Source organism: Candidatus Nitrososphaera evergladensis SR1, from assembly GCF_000730285.1.
In the GTDB taxonomy this organism is placed as follows: Archaea; Thermoproteota; Nitrososphaeria; order Nitrososphaerales; family Nitrososphaeraceae; genus Nitrososphaera; species Nitrososphaera evergladensis.
Genome location: NZ_CP007174.1, coordinates 299,928 through 312,823, shown reverse-complemented (window position 1 = coordinate 312,823; position 12,896 = coordinate 299,928). Strand labels below are relative to the sequence as shown.

The 12,896-nt window shown below is 45.4% G+C and carries 14 protein-coding genes; 8 read left to right on the top strand and 6 right to left on the bottom strand.

All coding sequences use genetic code 11. From position 1 onward, the window contains the following. Window positions 1-541: 541 nt before the first annotated feature. Entirely contained in the window at window positions 542-1,717 is a 1,176-nt protein-coding gene (locus NTE_RS01540) for a cytochrome P450 (protein ID WP_226987110.1), read from the bottom strand. 363 nt (window positions 1,718-2,080) lie between these two features. On the opposite strand from NTE_RS01540, the gene NTE_RS01535 reads away from it, so the two are divergent. Both NTE_RS01535 and NTE_RS01530 read left to right on the top strand, forming a co-directional pair. Beyond that, a complete protein-coding gene (locus NTE_RS01535; protein ID WP_148699426.1) occupies window positions 2,081-2,434 on the top strand; it encodes a hypothetical protein in 354 nt (117 codons plus the stop codon). 266 nt (window positions 2,435-2,700) lie between these two features. Then, window positions 2,701-4,587: a sensor histidine kinase gene (locus NTE_RS01530; protein ID WP_148699425.1), complete on the top strand. Its 1,887-nt coding sequence runs from the start codon at window positions 2,701-2,703 to the stop codon at window positions 4,585-4,587. A gap of 197 nt (window positions 4,588-4,784) precedes the next feature. On the opposite strand, the gene NTE_RS01525 is transcribed toward NTE_RS01530, so the two are convergent. Next, complete coding sequence (locus NTE_RS01525; protein WP_148699424.1) at window positions 4,785-5,363, bottom strand: hypothetical protein; 579 nt, start codon at window positions 5,361-5,363, stop codon at window positions 4,785-4,787. Window positions 5,364-5,564: 201 nt separating this feature from the next. On the opposite strand from NTE_RS01525, the gene NTE_RS01520 reads away from it, so the two are divergent. Then, a complete protein-coding gene (locus tag NTE_RS01520; RefSeq protein WP_148699423.1) occupies window positions 5,565-6,149 on the top strand; it encodes a PepSY domain-containing protein in 585 nt (194 codons plus the stop codon). Window positions 6,150-6,498: 349 nt separating this feature from the next. Here NTE_RS01520 and NTE_RS01515 read toward each other — a convergent pair whose 3' ends face one another. Further along, window positions 6,499-7,197, bottom strand: a complete 699-nt coding sequence (locus tag NTE_RS01515) for a response regulator (protein WP_148699422.1) — start codon at window positions 7,195-7,197, stop codon at window positions 6,499-6,501. Window positions 7,198-7,387: 190 nt separating this feature from the next. Here NTE_RS01515 and NTE_RS16200 point away from each other — a divergent pair, with 190 nt between their 5' ends. After that, complete coding sequence (locus tag NTE_RS16200) at window positions 7,388-7,564, top strand: hypothetical protein (RefSeq protein ID WP_158384958.1); 177 nt, start codon at window positions 7,388-7,390, stop codon at window positions 7,562-7,564. A 386-nt stretch (window positions 7,565-7,950) separates the two neighbouring features. After that, entirely contained in the window at window positions 7,951-8,160 is a 210-nt protein-coding gene (locus NTE_RS01510; RefSeq protein ID WP_148699421.1) for a hypothetical protein, read from the top strand. 115 nt (window positions 8,161-8,275) lie between these two features. Here the strand turns inward: NTE_RS01510 and NTE_RS01505 are convergent, their stop codons facing one another. After that, the gene (locus tag NTE_RS01505; protein ID WP_148699420.1) at window positions 8,276-8,731 is read right to left on the bottom strand and encodes a hypothetical protein; all 456 of its coding nucleotides are present in this window, start codon (window positions 8,729-8,731) and stop codon (window positions 8,276-8,278) included. 283 nt (window positions 8,732-9,014) lie between these two features. Between NTE_RS01505 and NTE_RS01500 the strand changes: the two genes are divergently transcribed. Continuing rightward, window positions 9,015-9,680 carry a PepSY domain-containing protein gene (locus NTE_RS01500; protein WP_158384956.1) on the top strand — a complete coding sequence of 222 codons (666 nt, stop codon included), beginning with the start codon at window positions 9,015-9,017 and terminating at the stop codon, window positions 9,678-9,680. 163 nt (window positions 9,681-9,843) lie between these two features. Beyond that, window positions 9,844-10,368, top strand: coding sequence for a hypothetical protein (locus tag NTE_RS01495; RefSeq protein ID WP_148699418.1), 525 nt, complete (start codon window positions 9,844-9,846; stop codon window positions 10,366-10,368). A 515-nt stretch (window positions 10,369-10,883) separates the two neighbouring features. Here NTE_RS01495 and NTE_RS01490 read toward each other — a convergent pair. Together NTE_RS01490 and NTE_RS01485 are read right to left on the bottom strand one after the other, a co-directional pair. Continuing rightward, window positions 10,884-11,102, bottom strand: a complete 219-nt coding sequence (locus NTE_RS01490; protein WP_148699417.1) for a hypothetical protein — start codon at window positions 11,100-11,102, stop codon at window positions 10,884-10,886. Window positions 11,103-11,764: 662 nt separating this feature from the next. After that, a complete protein-coding gene (locus NTE_RS01485; protein ID WP_148699416.1) occupies window positions 11,765-12,082 on the bottom strand; it encodes a hypothetical protein in 318 nt (105 codons plus the stop codon). Window positions 12,083-12,273: 191 nt separating this feature from the next. Between NTE_RS01485 and NTE_RS01480 the strand changes: the two genes are divergently transcribed. After that, the gene (locus tag NTE_RS01480; protein ID WP_148699415.1) at window positions 12,274-12,840 is read left to right on the top strand and encodes a hypothetical protein; all 567 of its coding nucleotides are present in this window, start codon (window positions 12,274-12,276) and stop codon (window positions 12,838-12,840) included. Window positions 12,841-12,896: the final 56 nt, after the last annotated feature.

Genomic DNA, 12,896 nt, shown 5'->3' with positions numbered 1-12,896 from the left:
GTGCCGTCTTCCTCTGCGCGCCGCCGCTCAACTTTGCACCTCGAGTTTTTCAGACGCATCTCAATCCACGAAAGGAACGTCTCAACGTTGAATTTTTGCCTTGGACAAATATCGACATATCAATTGCAGTGTTCTTTCCAATACCGCTTGCCAGTTTTACGATCTCATCGCCGTCCAGACCGGCAAAAATATTGGCCAGCACCGGCTTTGGGAATGAGGTATCATCCCAATCTTGGGCTCAAACAAGTCCCACTCTACGTGCTGTCGCAGAATCTGGTTGATGTATGCATTAAGGCTTGTCTGCCTCTTTTCTGATTCTGTGCGTAGCTTGTTCATTATGCGAACGTTAACCCGAAAAGTAACATTGATAGAAGAAGCTCTCTCTTGTTCTCCACTACCACTGCTGTTATTGTTATTGAAACCGGTTTCATACATGTATGATGTACACGCGTGTGCAATTGGCAGAACTGCAATTACAGTATAGGCCAACCATGTTAACTATCACATCATCATCTCATTCATGCTATTTTCCACGGTGCTGTTATCCGGCAGCAGCGGCTTCAAATGAAAGTGGCAGGCTCTTTATGCCGTACAGGAACGCGCTGCCGTTGGCGGGTTCAAGATTTTTTGGATCGTCGCCTAGCTCAAGCCCCTGCAAACGGCTCAGCAATATTTCCATAGCTATGTGAGATTCCAGCCGTGCCAGAGGAGCGCCCAAGCACAGGTGAATTCCCGCTCCAAATGCTACATGCGGATTAGGATTGCGCATGATGTCAAATTCTTCAGAGTTTCCAAAAACAACCTCGTCATGATTTGCCGAGCCTATCCATGTGATAACCCTTTGGCCAGATTTTATGGCCTTGCCACCAACTTGTACATCTTTTGTGGTAAACCGAACCAGAGCTTGAACCGGAGAGCGGTAGCGCAGTGTTTCCTCGATTGCAGACGTCAGCAGAGAAGACGAGGATGATGATGGTGATGACGATGAAGGGTTGCTCTTTAGCCGCGCCAGTTGTTTGGGATGTTCCAAGAGCGACCATACGCAGTTGTTTATGAGGTTTACAGTCGTCAAGTGCCCTGCCTGCAAGAGCAAGGCGCAGAAACTCAGTATGTCGTCCTGGGAGAGTTTCTTATTGTCGGTTTCCGCGTTAATAAGTTGCGTTACAAGGTCCTGCCCCGGCTTTTTCCTCTTTTCAGCAATCACCTTAAGAAAATAATCGTCCATTTCCTTCTGCAGCTTTTGTAGCTTGTCATTATTTCTCCGGGGATTGCCTGTTTCTACAGCTTCGTCTATTGATTTTAGCAGCTCATCAGCCCATCTCTTGAAGAGGTCCCGATCCTTGGCCGGTATGCCAAGCAATTCAGCTATCACAGTCACTGGCAGCGGGTACGAAAAGTCCCGCACAAGGTCCGTCGAGCCCTTTTCAATCACCTTGTCTATCATGTCATTTGCAATTTCCCGGATTCTGGGCTCCAGCCTCTCAATGGTGGTAGTGCTAAACGCCGATGAAATCGTGCTGCGCAGGTGTCTGTGCACCGGAGGATCGGATGACAAGAGAGAGCGCCTAAAAGGCTCGTCTTGAAATCGGGTCGCTGCCTTTGTAAAGTCGGAGGAAAAGTCCACGTAGTTGGTAAGTATCTTTTTTATGTCGTCGTACCTGTAGACGTTCCACACGTCGGCTTTTTCATTGTATTCAACGGGGTTGTTCTTTCGCATGACAGAATAGAAGGGAAAAGGGTTTAGTTTTTCGTTATTATAATTCGAGCTTGTGCTTTTTTGCATCCAGACTATGATCCACATAAAAAGCCTTTATGGGTTACGTCGGGAACCTGTAACGACCTTAGATGTACAAGTAAGGTAATTTCATTTGCTATATTTGGACAGACCGGCGATCAGTGCTGGTAAACCGCAAACCGTTAGCGACGGCGCCATAGCTGCGAGGATCGACATCAAAAAAATGACCATAATAGTTTACGAAGGCTTGCAAGCGTAATATGAAAAAGCCGGCTATTTCACCATAAACAAGGTTTTTGCGCTTGCAGCTGGACAGGGTACTAATTAGTCAGCCCGACGCTGGTTATGCACAGAGTCGTTATGATGTACTATTATGCCAGAGAAGAAGATGAAGATATTGCCGCTACATCCGGCTCTTCTATAAGACTAGTACAGGATTTTGCGATCGTATGCCTTGTATGCAGGCACAGGTTTGGGAACCGCCGTGCCGTGGCACATCCCACTAATGCAAAGATGCACAAGCTGATATGCCCCTCTTGCATAGAGGACAAGGCCCTTAGAAGGCTGTACAGGGACCCCGAATACAAGGCTGCAATTATAGCCATGTGGGACAGGGAGAAAAAGAAGAAGGAACAGTTGCAAGCCATAGCTTTGCCTTCAGCTCCACGGCACGCTGCTACTGCCACCATCATTGCGTGAGAAAGTGCTTGCCAAAAAAGCAGGCCGGGACGATGATAGCTCTGACTCTGCAGGCCATTCGTAGTAGTAGGAGGAAGTACAGGTAGATCCCGGTTTGCATCATCGCCAATCCTTGGGGAATAAAATGCGCGTCAAGGCGGGTTATCATCGTCATCGCGATGCTTGTACAGGTTTTTTGAATTTGCAGCAGTTAGAAAAAAGGATATGAGCATATGCGTGTATGACGCTTGGTGGTGAATGCGATAGGTAACTCCAAATGGCTGGCCATGTCCCTGACAATTGTAATAGTTGCGTCAGCCATTTCAATATCAGTGCTATTCTATAGCCAACAAATCGCCAATGAAAACATACGCGATAAACTCTTTGAGAAAGCCAAACAGGACCAGAGCAGGGTCACAAGAACCATCGCAAGCCGCATCGGCTCTGATCTAGATTCGATCGCGGCACGCCTTCAGGTCTTGGCAGTCTCGCAAGGTTTGCAGGGAGGCGATCTGACGGGACAAGATGCAGACAGATTGGCCCGCAGCGTCTTTTCGCAAATAACAGCCGCCCATAGAGCTATTGACGCATTCTATATCTTGGACAAGGACAACATGGTGGTCAAGGTAGCAAATACAAAAGAAGACACAGATTCTCGGCAATTTTTGGGATTTGACGCCTCAAGCAGGGATTACGTAAAAGAAACCAGATCCTCTTTGGGGCCGGTTTTTTCTAACGTATTTGTCGGAGCCGACGGCAGGCCGAGAATTACCATCACATATCCAATAATCAACAGAGATAGCGGGCAGTACCTTGGACTCGTCGGAGTTGGAGCACAATCAGAGCCGTTCTTTAAGGAATACGGCAACGTTGACGATTTCAACTCATCAACTTATCTTAACGTTCTGGATAGAAATGCGGTCTATGTCGCAAGCCCAAATTCTGCCATTGTAGGCAAGAGTTTTTTTGACAAAGACGTTCAAGATGAATTTGTCCGTAACGATCCAATAATAAACAACTTTTACAGGAAATTTCTGTCGGGTCAATTTGCGGATGCCACATTTGACGTAGGGTTTGGAGAAAGGCTCGCCACGGGGCAGCCAGTCATCGTTAACGGAAAGGCCGCGTACTTTGTAACGCTAGGCATTCCCACTTCTTTGATCTATTCGGACATAGAGTCCGTCTTGGCTCAACAGAACACGCAGAGCCTTTACCATATGGCAGGCCTGGTTTCCGCTGCTGCCATACTCATCTTTTTTCTCATCAGACTGAACGGGCGGCTTGCCAGAGAAGTGTCTGAAAGAACAAGGGCGCTTGCAGAGGCAAACGAGCAGCTAACAGACACAAACCAGAGACTCAGGGAGGCGAACGAAGAAATCAAGTCGCACGACAAGATGCAATCTGAATTTATCAACATTGCCGCGCACGAACTGAGGACGCCCATTCAACCTATTGTCGGCATGACAGAGATTCTAAAGAACAGGCTTGTTCATGACAGCGGCGGCAAGGGCAAAGTCGAAGTTACGGCAAAACAGCTGGAGCTAATAGACAGAAACGCCAAGAGGCTCCAGAAACTGTCTGCCGAGATCTTGGATACGACGAGGATTGAAAGCGGCACGTTCCGGCTAGACCTTGAAGTGCTTGAAATGAACGAAAGGATGAGAAGCGTGATTGCAGACGCTAAAAGCCTGATCCCTCACGGCCAAAGCATAAAAATACATTTCAAGCCATTAGCAGATGAATCAGGCAGACCAATCCCGTTGCTTGTCAAGGCGGACAAACTGCGAATATTCGAAGTCGTCTCCAATCTTCTCAGAAACGCAATCAAGTTTTCAGCCAGAGATGATGATAATGGCGGTAGTAGTGGCAGCAGTCATGGTAGTAATGGTGGTAGTGGAGGAGGAGGAACCGTCATTACAATTACAACAGACAGAAAGGACGGCGAAATGGTCGTGGTGTCGGTCAAAGACCAGGGAGCAGGGATAAGTGCCGACATTTTTCCAAGGCTGTTCACAAGGTTTTCGGCCGACAGGGAAAGGGGAGGCACGGGCCTTGGCCTTTTCATTGCAAAAAACATCGTCGAAGCTCACGGGGGAAGGATATGGGCGGAGAACAACAACAAAGACGGCAAAGGTGCAACTTTTGCTTTCACGCTGCCGCTTGTAAAGCCATAGGTTGCCGGGCAACCACACAAAGGCTTTGCACGACAAGCAAGTTAATGGTACGTGTACTACAACGCAACTCTATTTTGATTGTAAACGAAAAAGCACTCGATTTACAAGCAGGTCTTTCACTCCTTCTTCCATCTGGGAGACAAGCTCGGCAATAGATGTCAAGCTGGCACGCCATATACCCCGAGGAGCGATTTTCATTAATGCAGTTCAATAGAAAGATCCCATCCGGGTGCAGGGATTGCAGATATCGGCTTTATTGCAGGGATGCGACATCTTTCAAGCATGGTTCGTACATACGAGTTACTGTTAGGTCCCGTAGTCATGTAGTATGGAATATTTGCGGAATTGAACGCGCAGGTCTGTTCTTGAAGGCACCTATACTTCTCCGAAGCCTTGGCGCCTGCGATGACGGTCACGGAGAGTGCACTTGGGACATAGAAGGAGCTTTCTCTTTTCCATTGAGAAGCGATGCATTGGCCTCGCGTTAGCAGGCCAGAAGGGTTAAGAAAAAGTGTCGAGGGAGAAAAGAGGGGCACTTTCCCAGTTTTTGGATCAAATGGGAGGCCCTCGAAGATAAACTCTTGCCCTTCATTGTCTGCGTAGACAATGTAAAGATGATACCCGATAACGGTTTCAAACATTCTTGAGAGACTTATGGTGATCTTGCTTGCGCGTACGTCGATTCTCTCTGTCTCCGACATTGATAAAGATGATGAAGAGGAGAGGGAGGAGCAAGAGGCAGGTAAAGGAGCCACCATGCTGCTTTCCTTTTCCACAAAAAAATGTTGAGGCATGTAGATGATTACAGCTATTGCAACCGCACAATATCACATTTACTTTATGTTCTTTGAAGCAAAAAAAATAGGAGATATTGGAAGCTTCGCAGAAGTTTTGCTACTAGCGTTATTCCGGGTAATCTTTGTAGCTATTGCTTTTTCCTCAAATTTTAAGAATCATGGACGCGGTATCTCGAGTTGATGTCAAGCCCAACAGGAAACAAAAAGTTGTTTATTCCTGTCTTGTTGGTTGCTGTCGTGGCCGCTGTTGGATCGTCGGCAATATTGTTGTTGTTGCCATCAGTTGCTTCCGCACAGACAATGACCGACCAGCAGGGAGACAACAGTACCATAACAGCTCCTGAAGAGAACAATACAACTACGGACCAAGAAAACAACAGTACCATAACAGCTCCTGAAGAGAACAACACCGCACAGGCATCGGAACAGGGACCTGAAATGATTGTAGGAACGATACGCGTTAACGAAAACGCAACGGCAGACGAATTCCCAGAAGAGAACCTGAACGTAACGGTTGCCAATGCCACAAACATTGCAAAAACCCAGGCTTTCAACGGCACAGTGGTTGATGCCCACCTAGCTGTAATACAAGGCTACCTTGTGTACAACGTGGTTCTAGCCGATGTGCCAAACAGCACCACATACACGGTAATTGTTGACGCCGGCGACGGAAACGTGCTTTTTACATCGCCTCCCATACCGGTGGAAAAGTCAGTAATACAAAATGCAATAGAAGAGAGTAGTGGTGAAGAAGAGGAAGGATAAGACCCAGCCATCATCACAACACTGGAAGTAGGAAAATGATGATGATGATGGCGTCAGCAGTGGCTCCAATACAATTGCCTTCTTTTGAGAAACAACAGTCACACGGGACAATGGACAGTCAGTAAATGAAGGCAAAGAGGCTCTGCAGAGAAGTCATATGTACACACATGCACGGATAGACGCCAAGGCTCTCTCTAGGGAGAGAGCTTTTCCCTATTTTTCAATTATTATTATGATAATAATGTTATATCATATCTTGTCGGGGGCGAATGCCCGGACAAATCATTTAGTCAGTCACTGAGATCGTTGTGTTCTTTCAGTTTTTGACAGCCACATATATACACACACATCAGTGTGTCAGAGTCATCGTCTTTTTTATGGCAGTACAAACCTGCTCAAGTTGAAAGGGCTTTTTCAGTATATCTTCGTGCTTTGTCACAGGAAGTCTGTCTTGCATTTCCTTCTCAAGTTCAAATGCAGTCATGAGCAATATCTTTGTGTCGGATCTGATTTTGAGCAATTCGGTAGCGAGATCCAGTCCGCTCATGGCCGGCATCCTGACGTCAATCAGGACAATCGAATAATAATTATCATCATCGTTGCAGTCGCTGCAATTATTTTCCTTAAAATATTCCAATGCCTTCAAAGGGTTATCAAACGTATCAACCTCCCATCCCCCGTCCTGAAGAAACGTTTCAACGACTGTCAAGATGTCTTGCTCGTCATCAATAACCATGATTCGCGGATTGTGGGACGCTACTACTACTGCCTTCATCCATTTGACAAGATCTCCAACTTTTGAATAGGCGACGCTTCTGCCCAAGTGTAACATTGCAGAGACATCTTTACATGCAGTTGAAAGCAGCTTCTCTCCAGGCTCACCAAGGAATTCCACAAAAGCCCTGTCAAAAAGGTCGGGTCTTTTCTTTATTACCGCAAGCGCGTCCATCTCGTTGCCCAGATAACTATCCAGCACTTCTGCCATTAGTGCATCAAATACACGAGCACCAAAAGTGTTTTCAAGATTATGCAGTATTGATTGCGCCACCTTGTCGGTGTCATTCTCGACGATTTCGCACTTCAATTTGCTCGGGGTTTGGATACTTTTGGAAGATTTAACCTTTCTGATTTAACAAAAGAAAGCTTATTACTGCAATATTTTACATTGCGACAACTTCGTTTTATATCTATTCTATAACCATAGCGCCTGTTTGGCCCATTTATCATCTAGGTTTAAAATGAAGATAGATGTTGAAGTAGTGGTGAAAAGCGACTTGACATGCGACATGGCCTATGAACGTCTCAGGTCACTTGGGGTGAATGTGCCTGCCGTCATAGAAGCCAACCTAACGGACGAAGAGCTTGCCTTGCTGACACACAAAATAATGGAACTTATGGAAAAAGATGGCAAATGATGAATTGCTCACTTGCAATAATGTATAGAATATGCGCCTCATAGTAGTTTTCTTTTGGCACTTGAGCCAGACTTTGCAGAGGATGTAAAAAATATCGGAGCTTGAAAATCTTTTTGTCTTCAGCATTTTATGTTATTTATGCCTAGTAGCAGAAAGAGTAAGATATTAGTGATATGTTATCAGGTATTTCATCTTTAGAGAGAGAATCTATACAAAAATTGGAAATATGTACGCAACTCATTAGTATTTTCATTGGGTACAGCAATTAGTATATGTTATGGCAGATTGTATCCGCACTTGTAGCAATCATCCTTATTGTGCTTCTGCTGAAATTCTTGTTTGGCATACTCTAAGATCAGAATCAAAAGGAGATCAACAAAATCATAATGGATAAGTTCACTGAAAAATTAGTACAAAACGCGTTATCGACCTACATCCCCAAATTAAAAGAGATGTCTGCTAGTCGAGCGGATGAGCTTGCTTCTATGAAGGCCAAAGTGAGGGCAAATCCAGATGAGGTTGAAGCATGGTTTGATAAAGAAATTGACAGGACCCGCAATCAGCTCAATGACGCCTTGAAGAAAATCATGTCATAGACAAGAGGGACACAGAGAGCAGATGACAAAATAATCCCAAAGCGTGCTTGGAAAAACGATTTGGCGGAATTTTTCTTCCGCCGGAACGTACGCAGAGTCACACAATAGCCGGTTCTCAGCTAAACGCTTTTTCGGCTTCTCCAAGCTTGGTGTTTATGGTTGAAATGAACGCTGCCAGTTCGTCAGAAGAGACCTTGTCACGGATCTTTTGCCTCAATTCTTCTCTTAACATATGCTCCAGCTGTTCCATGAGATCTCGTTGACCTGCCTGAGCCAGTGGACCTTCTACATTCTCAAAGTTATCCAGATATGCTTGCACTGCAAGTTCCTCGGCCCGCGTGGCATTTCCATTGTTGTATTCAGTCTGGATCTCGCCCAAGAGCTGTTTGATATTGGCTATGTATTGGAGCGGAGTAATTGTTGCTGCTGTCTCGCCGCCGCTTGCTGTTGCATTATTATTGTTGTTGCCTTGCGCAGACACTGATTTGCCCATAGATGCCGCGGAAAATATCAAAACCGCGGCAAACGCTAGACCCAGGATGAGTCTACTACTATTTCTTTTAATACTCATGAAAGCGAAATTTGTCTGAAAACAATATAAACTGCAATTTGATTTTCATAGAAGAAAATCGGCATTGTACAAAAAAAGAATTTTGTAGCTGGTAGCAGATCTGCAGCGATTTTTCTATGAGCATTTTAGGTTATCTTGACAGCCGGCTTTGCTAACCCAAGTTTTAAGAATCATTGCAGCGTTTTTTGCAACGATAATATGCATGTCGACGCGGACAAGAGGAAACAATAACAGATCATTCTTGATCCCTGCTGCACTGTCTTTGGCCGCATCATTATTGACGATGACGTGGACAACAATAATAATGCCATCGCTTGCGTTTGCACAAACCTCGACCAACTCTGGAGGCGACGGCGCCATTACGCAGAGTAATAGTAGCAGCAATAACACGCATGCAGAAGGGGGCCCGATAGCGGCCGGCAGAATAAACCTCAAACAGGCGGCGGTGGACTTTATCAACGGCAACCTGAATGCGACATTATTCGATGCCGCCGAGGCGGCAGAAAGACAGGTCCAGAACAGCACCGTAATTGCAGGCAGGCTTGACGCGGTGGAAGGCTATCTAGCATACAACATTACAGTTGCAGACACAGACAATAACGTGACTTACCGCGTGTATGTTGATCCCAGCGATGGAAAGATAGTGTCGACGTCTGTGGGAAGGCCCGTGAGCGCTCTTGGCATTCCACCGTCCTTTGAGGACCTGAATGCAACGATGATCGATGCCGCAGACGTAGCGGAGAATCAAATTGAGAACAGTACGGCAATTGCAGGTAGCTTTGCAGTCACGCAGGGAAACGCCCTTGTATATAGCGTTATGGTGGCAGACCTGGACAAGGGGCTAATCTACAAGGTAGATATTGATGCAGCTACCGGAAACGCGGCCTCTATATCTAAAGGAATGCCCATTGGCGATCTAGGAATTGAAGGCGTTTTTGGGCACCAATAATAACAACAAGTTAGCAGCGGAGGTGGTGCACAATAACGAGATTCTAATTTTCGCTTGCAGTAGTACATTGCAATAAAATTGCATCAGCTGTACACCAGCAAACGGACAAGCCATATTAATACGTGATATTGCCCATAGCAACAGGGCGAAGAGAGAGAGAAAAATGGAGTCTACAAGTGTTACATTTCGCGTCCTTAACAAGAAGTTAGAAAGCCTGAGAACGCTGGCAGAGGATAGCAAAATGTCTCTTAATACTCTTGTAAACAATATCATAGACTCGTACCTAGAATGGGAGTTCCTTGCTCCAAAAGTAGGATTTGTTCCCATGCAGAAATCTGTCTTGAAAGACTTGTTTGACAGAGTATCTGAAGAAGAAATAAAAGAGATAGCAACAAGAGCGGCAGATAATTTTGAGAACGAGCTTATTATGCTGTACGGAAAAGTCGACCTAGAATCGGTCATATCTTTTACAAAGAACAGGGTCAAAAAATCGGGTTTTACCTTGAGGGAATTTGATAGTGGAGAGAAGGGTGCAAGGAAGTTGGTGATGCACCACGATGTCGGGCACAATTGGTCTGTTTTTTCAATGACCTATATCGAGAGATTGATCAATAATGTTGGGTACAAGACAAAAATTCAAGCAACCGACAATACGTTGACAATTGAAATTTTAGATCCTGCATCATAGGACGACGGTTATTACATTTAGTGGGTATAGTGCATGGATATTATTCAAAAACTATCCTATAAGAAAACCATAGAATGCTATTCGATTCTGCTTAATAGAAGCTTGGACTAGAATACTGTTGCCACAATCCGCTGGGAGATATCATCCATCTGCGGAAGCGATACATCACACAGCAACATCAAAAGTTCAGACTAGGTCCCGAAAGCCCCTTCTCTGGGACGGGGGCAAGTAGGGCCTTTTCGCTTCCATGATTGTTCCTAGCGTGAGGCACAAATGACGAGTAGATAGGAGAGGAGCAGGCTGCCAGCGTATGTGCAAAGGAGGACATTGATCTCAACTCTTTGGATGCGCGGCAGGGAAGAGGCTTATCAATTACTGGTGCTCACGATGAAGCAAGATTTACCCGCTGACAGAACTAGTCGTCGCCAGAAGAAGAAATAGTTGCTGCATCGACAATACCTGACTGCTGCAGCACCCGGTTGCTCTTCTTCCCCCCTCCCTCTCTCTCCTGCCCATCACTTTGGCATTCCAATTGTAGCATTCTGAAGCTTGCCCGTAGCGTTCTGGGCTGCTTCTTTGGCAAACTGTTTACCTTGCTCGGTGATATTCTGGACAATGGGATTGCTGCCGACTTTTTGTGCGCCCGTCCATAGACCTGAAAAGAACGCGTCGGCACCTATCCCAATTATCACCAGGACTATTGCTACAATGAGCACCAAGGTTAACAGACCCATATGGCAGTTGCACCACCACCACTACTACTATTGTAACTAACACACGAATTTCATAAAGGGTTAAACCATTGACAACCTTGAAAGGATATTTTTGGGTATTGCAAATTTGCATCCGTTTGCTGTGTATACTTGATAGTTTTATGCTTGGTAGATATAATGTCTGCCTACCAGTCAAGTCACTTCCCAGCCCCGCCGGGGCATCCTCTTCGCGCTTCACGGGCTCATGGCATCCGGCGGGGCAATCATCGAGTTTTCAGAGACCTAGCATGCAACGACATCAAGTGCTCTGCTTTTTTTGTGATAATACTTAACAATGATGAGTGCGCAAGTAATGCTGCAGAAAGAGATATGTCACATCTTTTCTACGACAACGCACTGATCAGTGCAATGCAAAACTACTTACGGGATAAACGACGTCCATGCCTTGACAAGCTACTTCCAAGCGGCCGGTCTTGCCAAGGATGACGGAGGTTGAATATTATTATCCCTTCCCACTATTTTTTAATGCTTTAGAGTCCTACGATTTTAGTTCTTTCCCTCCTCAAACTTTAAAGATACACACACAAAGTGTATTCTCCAAAATCCATTTTGGCGCATCATCGCCATTGTTGGACCCTTACAACAACATGGACTTGAAAAATCTCTTTTCAACTCTGTGCATACTAGTGGGCTACGTCAGATGGCTTCGCAAAGTGCCTTGGACGACGCCTTGTCACTCCCAGCACGAACGATACGCCTGCCAAGCCAAGCAGAAGGTTAACCACGGCCCACCCATAGCTTTTATCCACAAAGTTGAACGCGGCTAAAACAAGCGATATTGCTGCAAGGACACCTATTATGATGGGCAAGTACCTGAGTATGGTGATTACTATTTCTAGGGTGTGTATCAGTTTCTCCATTCTTTCAAGTTCTGCCAGAGGAATAATCATCTTCCCGTCATTATCATCATCGTTATCCTCTATCTTTTTTGGTGTATACACAAGAAAATGTTACTTATGCAAAATATTAACGGGTTTGTCGCGACTGGCCAAACATATGCACATACATCAGGCTTTCCTTCTTTTTCTGCCGTTTCCACCAAAAAGACTTGGCACTGTTTCTTCATGGCAGGCAGAAAAGATATCTGTTAAAAAACCTCCCTCTTTTATATTCTGACTTCGCACTATAATCATTGACTGAAACAAAAGTAGATACTAATTCGTCTAAAGAAGGAGTATACGATGCAGAAAAGACGGCTGAAAGTGTAAAGGAAGTCGCCCAAAAGATCAAAGAGGCTTCCAAAGCTGTTAGAGACACGGTAAAAACATTCAATGAAAGCGGTGCTGTAACTGAAGTCGTTGAAGCAACAAGGGACGCAGCGGTAGCTGCTCGGGACTCCACCCGAAGCGCCAGGGAGACAACAGAGGAGATTCAAAAGAGCGGGGTCATTGAAGAGACCGCAAGGGCTATGGACGAGACCATCAGCGATGCCACCAAGACTGCAGCGGCTGTGCAAAAGACACCAAAGCAATTTCAAAAATCTGCGCCAAAAACAACTAGGGCGGCAAAGAAGGGCGCAAAGACTGCTGCAAAGACAGGCAGAAAGATGGAAAAACAGGCCAGAAGCACATTAAGAAAAGACAAGGAGAAGGCAAAAAGAAACATTCGAAAAATCACCAAAAATGCAAAATCTGCGTCAAAGAAAATAAGAGTCAAGTTAAACCAGGCTAATAAAGCGAAAAACAAGAAAAAGAGATAGTTAGCGTTCACGGACGCTAACTATCACATATTTTATTTCTGTTCATCCTATTTCTT